This is a genomic window from Cellulophaga sp. 20_2_10 (assembly GCF_023476645.1).
Lineage (GTDB): Bacteria > Bacteroidota > Bacteroidia > Flavobacteriales > Flavobacteriaceae > Cellulophaga.
Genome location: NZ_JAMCOJ010000008.1, coordinates 81,188 through 99,598, shown reverse-complemented (window position 1 = coordinate 99,598; position 18,411 = coordinate 81,188). Strand labels below are relative to the sequence as shown.

Below are 18,411 nucleotides of genomic sequence, written 5' to 3'. Positions count from 1 at the left end.
AAAATGGATTTAAAGTTAACACGACCAATGTGTTTTTTCGATTTAGAAACAACAGGAATAAACGTGGCTAAAGATAGAGTGGTAGAGATTTCCATTTTAAAAGTATATCCTAACGGAAATAAAGAAAGCAAAACGTGGTTGGTAAATCCAGAAATGCAAATTCCAGAAGAGGTAATAGCGGTACACGGTATTACAAATGAGAAAGTTGCTAATGAGCCAACTTTTACTGAGTTGTCTAAAGAAATTTATGCAATGATTAAAGATTGCGATTTAGGAGGTTACAATTCGGATCGATTTGATATTCCACTTTTAGCAGAAGAAATGTTACGTGCAGATGTAGATTTTGATATGAAAAATACAGTTTCTGTAGATGTGCAGACTATTTTTTTTAAAATGGAAAAAAGAACACTAGAAGCTGCTTATAAATTTTATTGTGATAAGGATTTAACCAATGCGCACAGTGCTGCGGCAGATACTAATGCAACATACGAGGTTTTAAAATCTCAATTAGATCGTTACCCAGAATTAGAAAATGACATTAAGAAATTATCAGAATTTACTACACGTAGAAAGTTTGTAGATTTTGCTGGTTTTATTATAGTAGATGCTGATGGTGATGCTGCTTTTTCTTTTGGGAAACACAAGGGTAAAAAGGTAGATGCTGTTTTAGAAAAAGAACCTGGTTATTTTGGTTGGATTTTAAATGCAGATTTTCCTCTTTACACTAAAAAAGTACTAACGCAAATTAAGCTTAGTAAGTTAAATAATAAGTTAGGTTAAAAAATGAGATTTTTTTTATTGTTCTTTTTCTTTGTGTTTACGATAACTGCCCAAGAGGTGTTAATAGATGGGACTATATACGACTCTAAGACCCAGGAGACAGTGCCTTATGTAAGTGTCAGCTTTTTAAATACTTTAAAAGGGGCATCTACAGATGAAAAAGGATATTTTTTTATAGATGTTCCCTCTGCTTTTTTAGAGAAAAAAGTATACTTGTCTTCTTTGGGTTATAAGGATACTATTGTTGCGGTTAAACAAATAGTAACAGATAAAAAATTCTATATGGAGCAAGAGTCTTTTGAGTTAGATGAGGTTATTGTGGCTAAGTCTTTAGGAGATTCTTTTGTTTTAAACCCTATTGCTAGTTATGATTTAAAAAGCGGATTTGCATCTTCTTCTACACCTTGGGTTTTGGCAACATATTACCCAAACATAGGAGCTCAAAAAAAATACATTAATAAGGTTACGGTGTTTTTTCAGAAAGACGATAGTTTTAAAAGAAAGGCATCTAAATTCAGGATTCGTGTCTACAATGTGGATCCAGAAACAAAAAAACCAAAAACCGATTTACTTCGTAAAAGCATAATTTTGGAGGCGTTTGCAGAAAACGATTTTGTGTCAATAGACTTATCTGCATTTAATATAAAAATGCCTAGAGAAGGTATTTATATTGGTTTAGAGTGGTTATTTGTGCCTTACAATTGGTATGCACTAAAAGGTAAGGATCCTATTAGTAATGAGTTAACCTTAGAAGATAGATTTGCACCTACATTTGGAGGTATTTACAATAAAAACCAAAATTTTAAAGTTATGGTTTATGGTATGGGGGATTGGACAGATTTTAAAGTGAAATCTAAAGACAATACAAAACATCTAATACCTGCTGTTAGCTTAAAGTTGTCAAAAGAAAAGCAATAAAAATAGATAGTTTGATATGAAAATAATTTGCATTGGTCGTAATTATACAGATCATATTAAAGAATTAAATAACGAGCGCCCAACAGATCCGGTTGTTTTTATTAAGCCAGATTCTGCTGTTTTACCAAAAGAACAAGATTTTTATATTCCAGAATTTTCTGAAGATATACATTACGAAGTTGAAGTTTTGGTTAAAATAAAGAAAGTTGGTAAGCATATTGATAAAAATTTTGCAGCTAATTATTATGATGAAATTGGCTTAGGAATAGACTTTACAGCTCGTGATCTTCAATCTAAATTAAAAGAAAAAGGATTGCCTTGGGAAAAAGCCAAGGGTTTTGATGGTGCTGCTGTTATTGGTAAATGGCTGCCTAAGAGTAAGTTTCAATCTGTGGACAATATTAATTTTTCATTATTAAAAAATGAAGAAATTGTACAAAAAGGAAATACAAACCTAATGTTATGGAAAATAGATGAGTTAATTTCGTATGTTTCTCAATATTTTACATTAAAAAAAGGAGATATCATATTTACAGGTACACCAGCAGGTGTAGGTAGGGTAGATGTTAATGATTACCTTTGCGGTACTTTAGAAGATGAGGAAATGTTTACTTTAAATATTAAATAAATGATATATAGTCTTGATAAATTAAATGAAATGGCTGAGGGTGATACGGAATTTATCAATTCGGTTGTATCTGTTTTTTTGGAAGAAGTTCCAGAGGATTTAGGTTTGTTAGAAAAAGCAATTGAGGGTAAAGAGTATGAGCCTACGTATCAATTGGCGCATAAAATTAAGCCAAATGTAGACTTGTTGGGTATGGAGCAAACAAGAGCTGCTGCTTTTGAGATAGAAACTCTAGGAAAAGAAAAAGGAGATTTTGTTAAGATTAAGGAGACTTTTAAATTGTTGAAAATTGATATACAACAAGTGGTTTCGGAATTAAAGAACGATTTTAATTTGTAATGTTTGCAGAAATAATAACCATAGGAGACGAGTTACTTATTGGACAGGTTGTAGATACTAACTCGGCTTTTATAGGAAAAGAATTAAATAAAATTGGGGTGTCTGTTTATCAAATAACATCTGTACAAGATGATAAACAGCATATCCTTTCTGCTTTAAAAGAAGCGGCTAAAAGAGTAGATGTTGTTTTAATTACTGGTGGCTTAGGGCCAACTAAAGACGATATTACCAAACACACCTTGTGCGAGTATTTTAACGATACATTAGTGCAGAATGATGAGGTGTTGCTACACGTAAAAGAGTTATTTAAAAAATACTCAGACAATCCAATTTCAGACATAAATAAGCAGCAAGCATTAGTTTTGTCTAAAGCTACTGTTTTACACAATACAAAAGGTACCGCACCAGGAATGTGGATTAAAGACAATAATACAGTCTTTGTATCTATGCCAGGTGTCCCTTTTGAAATGCGTTATTTAATTACGGAAGAAGTTGTGCCACGAATAGTTAAAGCGTTTAATAGGCCTCATATTATACATAAGACATTTGTAACCTATGGTATTGGAGAGAGTGCTTTGGCAGAGTTAATAGAGCAATGGGAAGATGAGTTGCCGGATAATTTGAATTTGGCATATTTACCAAGTTTGGGTTCTGTACGTTTACGTTTGTCTGGAAAAGGTGAAAATAAAGAGGAATTAGAAGGAGCTGTAAAAATAGAGAGTGCTAGATTATTGCAACTAATAGGCGATCTAATTTATGGTGAAGAAGGAGAGGATAATCTAGAAGTTGTTGTGGCACGGCTGTTAACAGAGAAATCAAAAACATTAGCTACAGCAGAAAGCTTTACGGGAGGTAAAATAGCAGAAATGTTAACGTCTAACCCTGGGGCATCTCAATATTTTAAGGGTAGTGTGGTTAGTTATGCTACAGAAGTAAAAATTAATGTGCTAAACGTGCCAGAGAATGTAATTAAAGAACATTCTGTAGTTAGTGAGCAAGTAGCTATGGCAATGGCAAAGAATGTACAAAAACTTCTTAAATCAGATTTCGCAATTTCAACAACAGGGAATGCGGGGCCTACAAAAGGAGATTCTGATGCAGATGTTGGTACTGTTTTTATTGGTATAGCTACGCCAACCAAAATTTTTGCAATAAAAGAACAATTAGGAGGGCAGCGAGAAAGAATAGTTAATAGGTCCGTAAACAGGGCTTTAGAGCTGTTATATAAAGAAATTTTAGAGCATTAATATGCTTCTTTTTGTTAAGGATTAAAATAAATTTAAAAAATTGCTGAAAAGAATTTTGTCTACCCAAAAAAAAGACATAAATTTGCAGCCTGTTTAAAATAACACAAAATCTAGCATAATGTCAAAAGTTTGTGAAATCACTGGGAAGAAAGCAATGTTTGGGAACAACGTGTCTTTCTCTATTAATAAGACAAGAAGAAGGTTTGATGTAAACCTTTCTAAGAAACGTTTTTACATTCCAGAGGAAGATCGTTGGATTACTTTGAAAGTATCTACAAGAGCTCTTAAGAGTATCAATAAAAAAGGAATCTCTGAAGTATTAAAAGAGGCTAAAGCACAAGGGATAATTAAATAATCTCTTCTAAAAAGAATTAAGATGGCAAAGAAAGGTAACAGAATACAAGTTATTTTAGAGTGTACAGAGCACAAAGAGTCAGGGCAACCAGGTACTTCTAGGTACATTACCACTAAAAATAAGAAGAACACTCCAGATAGAATTGAGTTAAAGAAATTTAACCCAATTTTAAAGAAGATGACTGTTCATAAAGAAATAAAATAATTTATATTTCCTCTAGTGAGGAAATTGTTAAACTAACAAGTTATGGCAAAGAAAACAGTAGCAAGTTTACAGACCAGCTCAAAGAGATTAACTAAAGCCATTAAGATGGTAAAATCTCCTAAATCAGGTGCTTATACATTTGTGGAATCAGTTATGGCTCCAGAATTAGTAAGCGAGTGGTTAGCTAAAAAATAATATCAATATACAGTATTGATTAAAAAAGCTACTTTCATTAGAAAGTAGCTTTTTTTATTTTTATATCTTTGGTAAAATTACAGGATAAAAAATGAGTTTATTTAAAAATATTTTTTCTTCTAAAAAGAAGGAAACTCTAGATAAAGGTTTAGAAAAAAGTAAAGCAAGCTTTTTTTCTAAATTAAGTAAGGCTGTAGCTGGTAAAGCAAAGGTAGACGAGGATGTACTAGATAATTTAGAAGAGATTTTAGTAACTTCTGATGTTGGTGTAGAGACAACCTTGAAAATTATTAGTCGAATAGAAGCTCGTGTTTCTAAAGATAAATATTTAGGTACAGATGAACTTAATGTTATTTTACGAGAAGAAATAGCCGGACTCTTATCTGAAACAAATACAGGTAACGCAACAGAGTTTACGGTTCCTAAAGGTGTTAAGCCTTATGTAATTATGGTTGTTGGTGTTAATGGTGTGGGTAAAACTACAACTATTGGTAAAATGGCTTATCAATTTAAAAAAGAAGGCTTAAAAGTTGTTTTAGGAGCTGCAGATACTTTTAGAGCTGCTGCAATAGATCAATTGCAAGTTTGGGCAGATCGTGTAGATATACCTATTGTTAAGCAAAAAATGGGTAGTGATCCTGCTTCTGTTGCTTTTGATACGTTAAGCTCTGCAGTTACGCAAGGAGCAGATGTTGTGATTATAGATACAGCGGGTCGTTTGCATAATAAGGTAAATTTAATGAACGAGCTTACCAAGGTAAAGCGAGTTATGCATAAAGTAGTAGAGAATACACCACACGAAGTAATGTTGGTTTTAGATGGCTCTACTGGTCAGAACGCATTTGAGCAAGCTAAAGAATTTACTAAGGCTACAGAGGTAACATCTTTAGCAGTTACTAAATTAGATGGTACGGCAAAAGGAGGAGTTGTAATTGGTATATCAGATCAATTTAAGATTCCTGTAAAATATATAGGAGTGGGAGAAGGTATTGAAGACTTGCAAGTTTTTAATAAGTTCGAGTTTGTAGACTCTTTCTTCAATTTAAAAAAATAATAAAAAACCTCCTTATGGAGGTTTTTTTGTTTTAAAGCTATTGGTAATGAAAAGAATAATTCTTGGTGTATTGGTGTTGCTAAGTGTTGCTTGTAAAAATAAGGTAGCAGATACTAAGGATGAGATTGTTTTGTGGCCACCATATAGCGATTCTTTAGATGTAGCGTTAAATGCAGATCATGCAAACCCAAGAATGCGTTACAAGCTAATACAATCTAAAGTATTAGATAAAAATGCTGTTTTTCTTCCCTTGTATCCGGAGGTTCAAAAATTATCGGAACAAGAATATAGAACTTTAAAGCCACTTATTCTAGAACAGAATATACTCACTATACGTCATCATTTAGATATTGGCGAACTAACCTATGAGAAATTAGTTCTTTTTTACCTGTATCGTATTTATAAGTATGAGTTGGATACTACCACTACGTTAAATACTATTATAACTTTAAATAAGGATGTAGTAGACCAAGCTCGTAAATTAGATGAATTAAAGAAAAATGGTAATGAATCTGGTGTTAAACATCCTATTTATGGTATGCCTATTCTTTTAAAAGATAATATTAATACCAAAGAAATGCCTACTACTGCGGGTTCAATTGCTTTAAAAGGTAATGTTACAGATGATGCATTTATTGTTAAGCGATTAAAAGAAAACGGAGCTCTTATTTTAGGTAAGGTTAATTTAAGTGAATGGGCTTATTTTTTATGTACTGGTTGCCCTGTTGGTTATAGCGCTGTAGGTGGGCAAACATTAAATCCTTATGGTAGAAAAGTTTTTGAAACTGGAGGTTCTAGTGCGGGTAGTGGTACAGCAGTAGCTGCAAATTATGCTGTGGCAGCTGTAGGCACAGAGACTTCGGGCTCTATATTGTCTCCGTCTAGTCAAAACTCAGTTGTTGGTTTAAAACCTACAATGGGCTTGTTAAGTAGAACTGGTATTGTGCCAATTTCTAGTACGTTAGATACTCCTGGTCCAATGGCTAAAAACGTGCGTGATGCTGCTATTTTGTTAGACGCAATGATGGGTAAAGACACTGCGGATAGTAAATCTGTAGCTATTGATATAGGGGTTCTTGCTGCTCCATTAACAGAAAATGGTTTAAAAGGAATGCGTTTTGGAGTTCTAAAAAGGTTGTTTGAAACAAATGCTATTTATAAGAACGCAATAGATAAGTTAAGAGAAGAAGGGTGTGTAATTGTAGAGATTACTCCACCTAAAGTTTCAATGAAGGGATTTATTAGTATTTTAAATATTGATATGAAACACGATTTACCAGCGTACTTAAAAAATCGAACTAAAAAGATATTGCCAATTAAAGATGTGCCGTCGGCAATTGCTTATAATGCTATAGATTCAGTGACAAGAATACCATACGGACAAGCACTTTTTAGAGGTATTGTTGCAGATACAACTACTGTTGAGGAATTGGCTGTTATTCGTCATGATTTAGAAAAGAGCGGAAGGCGTTATTTTGATGATGCCATAGATTCTCATAATTTAGATTCAATTTTATCTATCAATAATTACGATGCGGGTTATGCAGCTGTTGCTAAATATCCGGCTCTTACGGTGCCAATGGGCTATAAAGAAACCGGTGAGCCTATTAGTCTTACTTTTATAGCAAAGCAATTTAAAGAGGCAGATTTATTGCGTTATGCATCAGGCTTTGAAGCGGTCTCTAAAGTAAGAAAAGCTCCAAAAGGATATAATTAGGGTGTCACCTTAAATTGTTCTAAGATTTAAAAAGCTAAGCTGTCTTTTGTTGTATGTCGATAAAAAGGGCCTTAGCTCTTGTTGCTTTACCGTAAAAGTCATAAAATTAGTTCTTCATAGGTGTCAATCCTTAAGCAAGTTGTATTTTTGCAGCCAATTTTAATAGATTATGCGCACAAAATCACTCAAAACAAATAAAATTAATGTAGTTACTTTAGGTTGCTCTAAAAACGTGTACGATTCAGAAGTACTTATGGGGCAGTTAAAAGCTAACGGCAAAGAGGTGGCTCATGAAGAGGAAGGTAATATTGTTGTAATTAATACATGCGGCTTTATAGACAATGCAAAAGAAGAGAGTGTAAACACTATTTTAGATTTTGTACAGAAGAAAGAAGCTGGCGAGGTAGATAAAGTTTTTGTAACAGGATGTTTAAGTGAGCGTTATAAGCCAGACTTGCTAAAAGAAATTCCTAATGTAGATGAGTATTTTGGAACGAGCCAGTTGCCAAGTTTGTTAAAAGCTTTGGGAGCAGATTATAAGCATGAGTTAATTGGAGAGCGTGTTACTACAACACCAAAAAACTATGCCTATCTAAAAATAGCTGAAGGTTGTGATAGACCTTGTTCTTTTTGCGCAATACCATTAATGCGCGGTAAGCATAAAAGTACTCCAATTGAAGACTTGGTTACTGAGTCAGAAAAATTGGCGGCAAAAGGTGTAAAAGAACTTATTCTTATTGCTCAAGATTTAACGTACTACGGGTTAGATTTATATAAAAAAAGAAATTTAGCAGAGCTTTTAGAGTCTTTAGTTAAGGTAGAGGGTATAGAGTGGATACGTTTGCATTATGCTTTTCCTACTGGTTTTCCTATGGATGTTTTGGATCTTATGAATAAAGAACCTAAGATTTGTAATTATTTAGATATACCATTACAACATATTTCAGATTCTATTCTAAAAAGTATGCGTCGTGGTACTACGCAAGCAAAAACAACGAAGTTGTTGCAAGACTTTAGAACTGTAGTTCCGGGGATGACAATTAGAACAACTTTAATTGTTGGTTATCCTGGTGAAACAGAAGAAGATTTTGAAACTCTAAAACAATGGGTTACAGATATGCGTTTTGAGCGTTTGGGTTGTTTTACATACAGTCATGAAGAAAATACGCATGCATATAATTTAGATGATAATGTTCCAGAAGAGGTAAAGCAAGATAGAGCGAACCAGATTATGGAGATTCAATCTCAAATTTCTTGGGAACTAAATCAAGAAAAAATAGGAGAAACATTTAAATGTATAATAGATAGAAAAGAAGGAAACTATTTTGTAGGTAGAACTGAGTTTGATTCTCCTGATGTTGATAACGAAGTTTTAATAGATGCTACTAAGCATTACCTAAAGCAAGGAGAATACACAAATATTAAAATAACACAAGCTGAAGATTTTGATCTGTACGGTGACCCAGTTTAATTGTTTGTTATAAGAAACAAAAAAGCCCTAGAATATATATTCTAGGGCTTTTTGCTTTTTAAGATTTATCCTTTTTCTTCTGGAGATAAATATTTATAGGTTATACCAGCTAAAATAGCACCAATTATAGGGGCTATCCAAAATAGCCATAATTGTGGTATAGCCCAATCTGTTTGTGCAAATAAAGCCTGACTAGTACTACGTGCGGGGTTTACAGAGGTGTTGGTTACAGGTATGCTTATTAAGTGAATTAATGTAAGTCCAAGACCAATGGCTAAACCAGCCATTCCTTTAGGGGCTTTAGAGTGTGTAGCTCCTAGTATAATAATTAAGAACATAAAGGTCATTACAATTTCAGTGATTAAAGCAGATGCCATACTGTAACCGTCAGGAGAATGCTCTCCGTAACCATTAGCAGCAAAGCTACCTATGCTAAAGCCTTCTTTGCCGCTTACAATAGCGTACAAGATTGCTGCGCCTGCAATGCCGCCCATAACTTGGGCAATAATATAAGGAAGTAAATCTTTTTTGTCAAACCTGCCACCAATACATAGTCCAATAGATACTGCGGGGTTTAAGTGGCAACCAGAAATATGTCCTATTGCATATGCCATTGTAACTACGGTAAGTCCAAAGGCTAATGCTACTCCCATAAAGCCAATTCCTAATTCTGGATAGCCAGCTGCTAATACAGCGCTACCACAACCACCCAGGACTAGCCAAAGTGTACCAATAAATTCTGCTACTAATTTTTTCATTTTTTACTTGTTAATGGTTAATAAGTGTTTAATACCATAACAAAGTGTAAGAAAGTATGTTGTAAAATGAGGGGATTCCCAAGTTACAAAAAAAATAATTAGCAGTTGTAATTGGTTCTATTCAGGTTTTTTGCTTAACATTTTATAAGAGAACCAACCAATTATGACCATTATAACAGCCATAATGCCCCATAACCAGAGCTTGTTTTCAAAAAGAGGTTCTTGTACTGCTTTTTCTTTTTTAGCAATAGTTTGTTGGTTGCCTAAAGTAAGTTGATTAATAATGTCAGGCATTTTTAAATTTAGCTTGGCAATATCATAATTAGGAGCGTAAGCTCTTTTGTTTCCATATGTTAAGTAATACGTTGCGGGTTTGGTAAAACGCGCTGTAAGTTGGTATTTGTATCCTTTTGATGTGGCACTAGTTACCTGTAAAGGCTCATTGTCAAAATTAGAAATTGTAATTCTTAATTTTTTAGCAAATGTATTGTTAAATGTAAATTTGTTTTGTTCTATAGATGATAGTGTACCGTAATTTAATGTTTCGTAATTGTATATAAACCCTTTTTCAGTTTTTATACTATCTATTAACTCTTCAATTTGTATAGGTCTATAGTAGTCTATTTTGTCATTTACGTTTATTGTTACTTGGTGTGTTGGTGCTTTTTTATCAAGCTCTATATGTACTATAGTTTGCTTGGTATTTTTGTTATCAGAAACAGTAAAAGATTTAATTTTTCTATCTACAGTATTGGCTTTAGATTGTGTTTGCTTGTATTGTAGCGTAGCTCTTCTTAAAGTAGGTTCATCATCACTCTTAATACCAATTCTAAAATAGGTGTATTCTGCTCCAGGAAAAGTAATATCTGTAAAACTGTAATTTGTTTGATCGTTTTTAATAGCTACAATTCTGTAATCTTTATAAATTGTAAACCAATCTTTTTGATTATGACTTGCCTGTACTAGTGTTTTCCAATCAAAATTTTTATTCTCAAAATTCAAATTTATATGGTTAACAGCATCTTTAGATGGTACTTTTAATGTAAAATAATACACACCGTCTTTGGTGCTAGCATTTAAAAGTTTGTAATCTACAGTTTTTGTTTTTAGTTTGGGTGATACGTAATTTAACAGATATGGCGCTTCAATAGTATCATTGTCAGCAGTTATCCCGTATATACGAATGTCACTTAGATTTTCTAATGTGCTAGAAAAAACAGTGCTAGATAGCGTAATATTATGCCACGTATCAGTAATATTGGTAAGCTCTATTTTATGATCATAGCTTTGCATTTGACCATAGGATACCGTAGATATTAAAAGAAAAAAGAATATAAATTTACTCAGTTTTTGTCTCATCAAAAATTTTGTTTTTGTACTTGTTGTATAAAAATGAAACTCCCATTATTAATAGTCCTAAAATAACTAGAACAAGAGTTTTGCGTATTGTGTCTAAAGATGCTAAATCTAAGAAGAACAACTTAAGAATGGTAATTCCAAATAAGATGATACCACCAATACGGATGTACTTTGTTTTTTTCCAGATGCCTTTAGCAACTAAGAAGAAAGAGTATAGTCCCCATAAGATTGAAAGACCTAAGCCATAAGTTTGTTCGGTACCTGATAAATCCATCCAATTGATGAGCTCACTACTAAGAAGCCATAATGCTGTAATGTTTAGTATTATAGAGAATAAAATTTTAAACTTAGGAAGCATAAAGCTCTGTTTGTTGTAACTGTAAATACTATAAATGATACCAGCTATAAAAACATATAATACATATCTAATACCTAAATGAAATATACCAGAATTGTAATATTCAGAAGGATTTATATGGTCATATCTAAGCGTGCTTAACGTAAATAAACCAATGGTTAAAGAAATAAGTAAAGCAATGGCGTTAAGTGTAATATTAGCAAAACCAAGAGCTTTATTTTTTATCTTTTTAATATTGATAAGGCTTAAAATTCCTAAGAAGAATAGTGTATATATTACTAGCCAAATTATTTTAAAATCAGATATAGAATAATTAACCGGATTAGAATAAATATCTGTTTTGTTAATAATAACTTTAGATTCCATTAAGAGAGTTTCAAAATAGTTAACTATCTCAAGAAATAAACCTACGTAAGCAAGTAGTATAAGTATAATAGGGGCTACATATGATAATTTGCTTTTTTTATTGGTGTTGTGTTTTTGGTTTGTTCTATATATAAAATATACCGAAGCTATGCATATGATAGTGCTTAATAGATTAATGTTAAATATTGGAGTTAAAAAGTTATCTGTGTTATCTATGTAGTAGCTGTAGCTTATTACATAGGAATCCCAATCTTGTATTAGGCTTAGTATTGATAAAGCTAATAATGGGTACGATAATTTCTTTAAGATTGAAGCGTCTTTGGTGGTTCCAATCCAGAATAATAATGCGGCAATAGCGACCCATAATAATGTTACATAATTACCATCTAGTTGTATAGGTACAGCTATGGTAATAAAAACAAATACCATTCCTAATACAAAATAAAGTAGGTTGTTGTTTGCTAGTTTTTGTTTGTAAAGAATTGTACCTGCTATAAAATGCAATACGGCATTAAATACGGTAAATAAGCCTGTGTATCCTCTGTAGTCGTCATTTAATTCTAATAAGAAGAAACCTAAACCAAAGAATAAAAAAGAGTTTACTAATAGTATAAGGATAGAGCTCGTATTAAAAGCTTCTTTCTTTTTAATTTTGTTTACAATAAAGGTAGTGTAGAACAATAAGAAGAAAATAAATAAAAATGTAACTGCTTCTGTAAAATAATCATCTGTGTCACTACCTAAAACCCAAGAAGTGTATATGACCCACGTAAATCCAAATGCAGAATAAAATAAGCCTTTCCAATCTTTTTTAAATGACAAGACTAATATACCTACGTTAATTATAGACATATATGAAAACAAAATACCAACTTGTCCAGAGCCACTACTAAGTAAAAAAGGAACAGCATATGCGCCAACTAAACCTATATGTGCAATTGCTTGTTTATTGTAATTTACAGCCGTAATAACAGTAAATACAGTTAGTAATACCATTATGGCAAATGCCGGTATTTGCGGAAAAATGTCATAAAAACTATAAGCTGCAAATGTTATAAAATAGAGTATTGCTATGGCGCCACTTACTAGAACAGCACTATAACTTACGTATTTTTCTTTTAATTTAATACCAAAACCAAGTAAGCCTAAACCGGTTAAGTAACCTAGGATTATTCTAGTTAATGGGCTAATTAAGTTGTTTTCAATAGAATATTTTGCACCAATAGCAACGCCAAAGATTAGAATAAGTATACCAATTTTATTTAATAGGTTTTCTCCAATAAATTTTTCAATATTAGATTTCCCTTTTGGTTTAGAAACGCGACGTTCTCTAGGTTGTATGTCTTGTCTAGGTTGTGCTGCTGTAGCTTGTGGAGCATTAATTGGTTCTTTTTTAACCTCCTTTACAGCTTCCGTTACAGGGGCTTTTATTGGTTCTACAATAGGTTTAGCTTGGGGAGTAGCAATGAGCGTAGGCTTCTCGCTGCTTATTTGTTTAGGAATCCCCTCTTTTTTAAGTCGCTCAATTTCTTTGTGTAGCACCATAAGCTCTTTGGCAAAGTGCTCTTGCTTATTTAAAAGAATTTCAAACTGCTTGGTTAGGTTATTTAGATATTCTTGGTTGTTTGCCATAAGCTGATTCCTAAAAAAAATTACGTATTGTTATAGTAGCACGCAATGTAGCGATAACTATAGGTTGGTTTGTACCCCGTAAACCGTGAAATATAACAGTTTACAATATTAATTGTTTGTATACTATAACAAGTTTTAGTGTTAAATAGTATCGGAGGCAGTTCTTAGTTCTGTTTTTGTTGCAAGTTGTAGTTGTAAAATTCCCGACCTAATTCTGCTAAAAAAGGAATTCCTACAGTTTCATACTCATAGTTGTCATCATTAAAAACACCATTTTTATTTACCAGAATAGTTGCTGTGAGCATAAAGCTAATATCATTTTCGGTGTCTTCAATAAAAGCACAATCTGTTAATGTGCCATATGCGTAACCAACTTTATTGTATATTTTTATGTTGCTTGGTATGGGTTTTTTTGTGTCGCCGTACATAAAGAATTTTACATAACTATCATAATACGCATCACTGCTATAACCAGCTTCTTTAGGAGTATTCCCCATTGCTTTTTTTAAAAACAGTAAATCATCTAAGCCTACATTAAACTGCTGAGCTTTGGTAAAGGATTCTGGGTACATAATACGTTGTAAAACTAGTTGTTGATCTCCAATACTATAGTAATTCTTCATACTAAAATCAAAAGGCTCTTTTTGTACTATCCCTTCTTCATCAATATAAGCAACACCTTTTTTTATTTTATCAAGCTGCAATGGTAGTATAGGACTATTAATTATGGCTTTGGTATTTATTGTTGTGCTATCATTTACATAAATAACCAGAGGCTTTGTGGTTACATTATCAGCGGCATCAGTAGATAATCTATGCGCTATTCTAACATTTTTAAGACCTTTTTCTTCTAGTTTTTTGTTGATGTAATCCTGTCCCAAGAACTCAAATAACCTATTGTATGCATCATTATCACTTACGGCAAAGATTTTAATAATTTCCTTAGCAAATGTTGTTTTTAGAGAGTCTCCTTCAATAAAAAACTCGGTATCCTTAGTATAATCTTCACTCTCGTGTATTTTTTCTAAAGTTAAAATAGCAATTGGCAGTTTAACAGAGCTTGCAGGATAAAAATAGTTTTTAGGGTTTGTGTAAAATTCGTAGTTTCTACCTATATATACTCCGTTTTTTTTATTTATTTCGGTATATATAAATTGCATTTCGTATCCAGATATACTGTCTAAAACCCTTTTTACATTTTCGCTTTTAGATGCTAAAAAATAGTCTATCGGATTTTTTTTGCTTTTCGGTTTCTCTTTACAAGAAAAAAGTAGCGCTAATGTAAGTATGGTGACTATAAAATATTTCATTACGCGTTGTATATTTCTCCTCTATGTGGTTTTAAAGCATCTCTAACAGTAATCATTTCTGCCTCATTAACCACTAAGTAGGCAATACTGTGCATATCCGTTAAAACAGTAAAGCCAGTGATGTTAAGTTCTAGATTTTCTGATGTTATAAATTCTTTTAAATGTATTTCATGATGTTCTGCCGTCTTTTCTGCAGCAGGACCTCTAAAATCCCATATTAATTTTATTTTTTTAGACATTTAACTAACGTAATTTGGTGTTAAAAAAGTAAAATTACCATTTCTTTATCAATTAAGGTAAATTCTGTTGGTACTAAATAATTACTTTTTCTAGTATAACAAAAGAGTTTTTAAGTGTTTAACAGTAAATTTTCTTCTTTTTGTTGCTAAAAGTGTTAATCATTTTACAATATATCTTGTATCGCAACATCAAATTGTTATTTTTGCTAGATGCACCAATTTATGCAACATACAAATAAATTAATTTTCTTGTTAGGGATACTATATATGACAGTGACGCTGAGCTCTTGTCAAGGTGTTTTTGTTAGTGATAAGGAAAAGGAAGTAGTAGCTAGAGTAGGAGAAAACTTTCTGTATAAAGAAGACTTAGAAGACTTAGTAGGTAAAAATGTAGCAAAGGAAGATAGTATAACATTAGTTACCAGTTATATTAATAATTGGGCATCTAAGCAATTACTAATGTCTAAATCTAAGGTAAACTTATCTGAAGATCAATTGGCTGAGTTTGATAGGCTTGTGGCAAACTACAAAACAGATTTGTATACAGGGGCCTATAAAGAAGCTTTGGTGCAAAAAGAACAAGACACCATTATAAGCAAAGAAGAGCTAGAGGCTTTTTATCAAAAAGAAAAAGAGAACTTTAAACTTAGCGAAAAATTACTACGTGTACGTTATGTAGAACTTCCTCCTCAGTTTTTAAATAAGAAAGCAGTAATAGATAAACTAAAAGGTTTTTCTGATAAGGACCGTATGTATTTAGATTCTATTAATGTGCAATTTAGAAAAGTAAACTTTAACGATTCTGTTTGGGTAGAGGCGTCAAGACTAATAAATGAGATACCACCGCTTACAAGTGAAAATGAACAGTTGTACTTAAAAAAATCACAATTTTTTGAAATGCAAGATTCATTAGGGGTATATTTGACCAAGGTTGTAGATATGTTAGATAAAAACGAAGCTGCTCCTTTACAATACATTACGCCAACAATTAAGCGTGTTTTATTAAACCGTAGAAGATTAGAATATTTAAGAAAATTAGAAGTAGATATTATAGATGAAGCTATTAAAAATAAGGAATTTGAGATATATGAAAAACAAGAGTAATACAATATTGTTTTTATTAGCATTGTTATTAGTTGTGCCGTGTACAGTTAATGCTATGCAAGATGAAGAATTAGAGCAAGAAGATATTGTACAGGTTGTACAAGACACTATAAAATCTAATTTTAAAAGAATAAAGTTAGACGGTGTTTCTGCTGTAGTTGGTGATTATGTAATATTAGATTCTGATATAGAAAAGACACTTATCGATTTACGTAGTCAAGGTGTTTCTGAAGAAGAAGTTTCTAGATGTGGTTTGTTAGGCAAACTAATGGAAGATCGTTTGTATGCACACCAAGCGGTACAAGATAGTTTGTTGGTTTCTGATGATCAGGTAAACTCGGCTAGTGAAAGACAAATCCAAGGTTTAGTTGCACAAATAGGGTCTATGGATAAATTGCTTAAGTTTTACAAGAAGGATTCTCAAGAATCTTTAAGAGAAGATCTTTTTAAAATTAATAAGCTAAAAATGCTGTCTGAAAAAATGCAACAAAGCATTATTGCGGAATTAGAAATTACACCAGAAGAGGTAAGACAGTTTTATAAAGAAATACCAAAAGACGAAAGACCAGTTTTTGGAGCACAGTTAGAGATTGCACAAATTGTAAAGCAACCAGAAGCTAGTGAAGAAGAAAAGCAAAAGGTAATAGACAAGTTAAATAAAATTAGAGAAGATGTTTTAGAAGGTGGTTCTAGCTTTAGAATTAAAGCTATTATTTCTTCTGAAGATGAAGGATCTAGGTCTAATGGTGGTTTTTATAAGCTTACTAAAGAAACCAATTTTGTAAAAGAGTTTAAAGATGTTGCCTTTAGCTTAAAAGAGGGTGAAGTTTCTGAGCCTTTTGAAACTCAGTTTGGGTATCATATTATTTTTGTTGAAAAGATTAGAGGACAAGAAAGAGACGTTAGACACATTCTTATGTCGCCTAAAGTTTCTGATGAAAGATTAGAAGAAGCAAGAAAAGAATTAGAAGAAGTAAGGCAAAAAATTATAGATGGGGAATTTACGTTTGCAGAAGCTGCACTTAATTTTTCTGATCAGAAAGAAACAAAGTTTGAAGGCGGCCAATTAAGAAACCCACAAGATTTTAGTTCTAAATTTGAGCTTACTAAAATGCAGCCAGAGTTGTATAACCAAGTAAGAGACATTAAGGATAACGAAATTTCTATGCCTATTTTAGAGGTTGAAGAAAGTGGTGGTGCTAAGAAATATAAAATAATGAAGATTACCAATAGGTATGATGAGCACGTGGCAGATTTTGCTCAGGATTATGTAAAAATCCAAGAATTAGCATTAACTCAAAAACGTATAGATGCTATTCAGAAATGGATGAAAAAGCATATTGAAGATACATACGTTAGTATAAACAAGGGTAACGAAGATTGTGAGTTTTCTAATAACTGGTTTAAAAAATAGTAGAACTATATGTCAGACGTAACTGCTATTAAAAATCTAGTAAGCAAACACCAAACGTTAAAGCAAGAAATAGCCAAAGTAATTGTTGGTCAAGATGTGGTAATAGATCAGATATTATTATCGATCTACACAGGTGGTCACTCCTTGTTAATAGGAGTTCCAGGATTAGCAAAAACATTAATGGTTAATACAATTGCACAAACGCTAGGTTTAGATTTTAAAAGAATACAGTTTACGCCAGATTTAATGCCTAGTGATATTTTAGGCAGCGAAATATTAGATCAGAATAGAAATTTTAAGTTTATAAAAGGTCCTATATTTTCTAATATTATTTTAGCTGATGAAATAAATAGAACTCCACCTAAAACGCAAGCAGCTTTATTAGAGGCAATGCAAGAGAGATCTGTAACTATAGCTGGTCATAACTATAAATTAGAATTACCTTATTTTGTATTGGCTACGCAAAACCCAATAGAACAAGAAGGTACATACCCATTACCAGAAGCTCAATTAGATAGGTTTATGTTTGCAATAGAATTGCAATACCCGTCTATAGCAGAAGAAATAGAGGTTGTAAAACGTACAACATCAGACAATAAAGCAACTATTAATGCACTATTTAGTGCAGAAGAAATTGTAGCAGTACAGCGTTTAGTGCGTAGAATACCTGTGCCAGATAATGTTGTAGAGTATGCTGTAAAATTGGTTAACAGTACAAGACCAAATTTAGATACTGCGCAAGACTATGTAAAGCAATATATAGATTGGGGAGCAGGTCCAAGAGCTTCACAAAACTTAATTTTGGCAGCTAAAGCAAATGCAGCTATACGCGGTAAATTTTCACCAGATATAGAAGATGTGCAAGCAGTAGCTATTGGTATATTAAGACACAGAATAATAAAAAACTACAAAGCAGAAGCAGAAGGTATATCTGAAGAGCAAATTATAGGTAAATTACTTTAG

Annotated in this window: 19 protein-coding genes; 14 read left to right on the top strand and 5 right to left on the bottom strand. The window is 32.4% G+C overall.

The genetic code is table 11. The features are described 5' to 3' along the window. Positions 1-3 precede the first annotated feature (3 nt). The 11 genes from M4I21_RS14360 to rimO all read left to right on the top strand — a co-directional run bounded on the left by M4I21_RS14360 (position 4) and on the right by rimO (position 8,908). Complete coding sequence (locus M4I21_RS14360) at positions 4-780, top strand: 3'-5' exonuclease (RefSeq protein ID WP_249559921.1); 777 nt, start codon at positions 4-6, stop codon at positions 778-780. A gap of 3 nt (positions 781-783) precedes the next feature. Then, positions 784-1,698 carry a carboxypeptidase-like regulatory domain-containing protein gene (locus M4I21_RS14355; RefSeq protein WP_249559920.1) on the top strand — a complete coding sequence of 305 codons (915 nt, stop codon included), beginning with the start codon at positions 784-786 and terminating at the stop codon, positions 1,696-1,698. Positions 1,699-1,714: 16 nt separating this feature from the next. Continuing rightward, on the top strand, positions 1,715-2,326 hold the full coding sequence (locus M4I21_RS14350; protein ID WP_249559919.1) for a fumarylacetoacetate hydrolase family protein: 612 nt from the start codon (positions 1,715-1,717) through the stop codon (positions 2,324-2,326). Continuing rightward, positions 2,327-2,665 carry an Hpt domain-containing protein gene (locus M4I21_RS14345; protein ID WP_249559918.1) on the top strand — a complete coding sequence of 113 codons (339 nt, stop codon included), beginning with the start codon at positions 2,327-2,329 and terminating at the stop codon, positions 2,663-2,665. It begins immediately after the preceding gene. Further along, on the top strand, positions 2,665-3,912 hold the full coding sequence (locus M4I21_RS14340; protein ID WP_249559917.1) for a competence/damage-inducible protein A: 1,248 nt from the start codon (positions 2,665-2,667) through the stop codon (positions 3,910-3,912). The genes M4I21_RS14345 and M4I21_RS14340 overlap by 1 nt, the downstream gene beginning before the upstream one ends. A 118-nt stretch (positions 3,913-4,030) precedes the next feature. Then, positions 4,031-4,267, top strand: a complete 237-nt coding sequence (gene rpmB, locus M4I21_RS14335) for a 50S ribosomal protein L28 (protein WP_013620064.1) — start codon at positions 4,031-4,033, stop codon at positions 4,265-4,267. A 21-nt stretch (positions 4,268-4,288) separates the two neighbouring features. Next, entirely contained in the window at positions 4,289-4,471 is a 183-nt protein-coding gene (gene rpmG, locus M4I21_RS14330) for a 50S ribosomal protein L33 (RefSeq protein ID WP_024481505.1), read from the top strand. A 42-nt stretch (positions 4,472-4,513) separates the two neighbouring features. Beyond that, positions 4,514-4,666, top strand: coding sequence for a DUF4295 domain-containing protein (locus M4I21_RS14325; protein ID WP_072304899.1), 153 nt, complete (start codon positions 4,514-4,516; stop codon positions 4,664-4,666). A 91-nt stretch (positions 4,667-4,757) separates the two neighbouring features. Then, entirely contained in the window at positions 4,758-5,720 is a 963-nt protein-coding gene (ftsY, locus tag M4I21_RS14320) for a signal recognition particle-docking protein FtsY (protein ID WP_249559916.1), read from the top strand. 46 nt (positions 5,721-5,766) lie between these two features. Further along, positions 5,767-7,437 carry an amidase family protein gene (locus M4I21_RS14315; protein ID WP_249559915.1) on the top strand — a complete coding sequence of 557 codons (1,671 nt, stop codon included), beginning with the start codon at positions 5,767-5,769 and terminating at the stop codon, positions 7,435-7,437. 169 nt (positions 7,438-7,606) lie between these two features. Next, a complete protein-coding gene (gene rimO, locus M4I21_RS14310) occupies positions 7,607-8,908 on the top strand; it encodes a 30S ribosomal protein S12 methylthiotransferase RimO (RefSeq protein WP_249559914.1) in 1,302 nt (433 codons plus the stop codon). Positions 8,909-8,973: 65 nt separating this feature from the next. Here the strand turns inward: rimO and aqpZ are convergent, their stop codons facing one another. The 5 genes from aqpZ to M4I21_RS14285 all read right to left on the bottom strand — a co-directional run bounded on the left by aqpZ (position 8,974) and on the right by M4I21_RS14285 (position 14,930). Beyond that, on the bottom strand, positions 8,974-9,666 hold the full coding sequence (gene aqpZ, locus M4I21_RS14305) for an aquaporin Z (protein ID WP_249559913.1): 693 nt from the start codon (positions 9,664-9,666) through the stop codon (positions 8,974-8,976). A gap of 117 nt (positions 9,667-9,783) precedes the next feature. After that, positions 9,784-11,025, bottom strand: a complete 1,242-nt coding sequence (locus tag M4I21_RS14300) for a DUF3999 family protein (protein ID WP_249559912.1) — start codon at positions 11,023-11,025, stop codon at positions 9,784-9,786. Continuing rightward, entirely contained in the window at positions 11,006-13,381 is a 2,376-nt protein-coding gene (locus M4I21_RS14295) for a DUF2339 domain-containing protein (protein WP_249559911.1), read from the bottom strand. Before M4I21_RS14295 ends, M4I21_RS14300 begins: the two co-directional genes overlap by 20 nt. Before the next feature lie 164 nt (positions 13,382-13,545). Beyond that, positions 13,546-14,691 carry a serine hydrolase gene (locus M4I21_RS14290; RefSeq protein WP_249559910.1) on the bottom strand — a complete coding sequence of 382 codons (1,146 nt, stop codon included), beginning with the start codon at positions 14,689-14,691 and terminating at the stop codon, positions 13,546-13,548. Beyond that, positions 14,691-14,930: a hypothetical protein gene (locus tag M4I21_RS14285; RefSeq protein ID WP_249559909.1), complete on the bottom strand. Its 240-nt coding sequence runs from the start codon at positions 14,928-14,930 to the stop codon at positions 14,691-14,693. Before M4I21_RS14285 ends, M4I21_RS14290 begins: the two co-directional genes overlap by 1 nt. Before the next feature lie 222 nt (positions 14,931-15,152). Between M4I21_RS14285 and M4I21_RS14280 the strand changes: the two genes are divergently transcribed. From M4I21_RS14280 to M4I21_RS14270, 3 genes are read left to right on the top strand one after another with little or no spacing between them, the layout of a single operon-like run. Next, positions 15,153-16,034 carry a peptidyl-prolyl cis-trans isomerase gene (locus tag M4I21_RS14280; RefSeq protein ID WP_249559908.1) on the top strand — a complete coding sequence of 294 codons (882 nt, stop codon included), beginning with the start codon at positions 15,153-15,155 and terminating at the stop codon, positions 16,032-16,034. Then, positions 16,018-17,448, top strand: coding sequence for a peptidylprolyl isomerase (locus M4I21_RS14275; protein WP_249559907.1), 1,431 nt, complete (start codon positions 16,018-16,020; stop codon positions 17,446-17,448). Before M4I21_RS14280 ends, M4I21_RS14275 begins: the two co-directional genes overlap by 17 nt. 9 nt (positions 17,449-17,457) lie before the next feature. Continuing rightward, complete coding sequence (locus M4I21_RS14270) at positions 17,458-18,411, top strand: AAA family ATPase (protein ID WP_249559906.1); 954 nt, start codon at positions 17,458-17,460, stop codon at positions 18,409-18,411.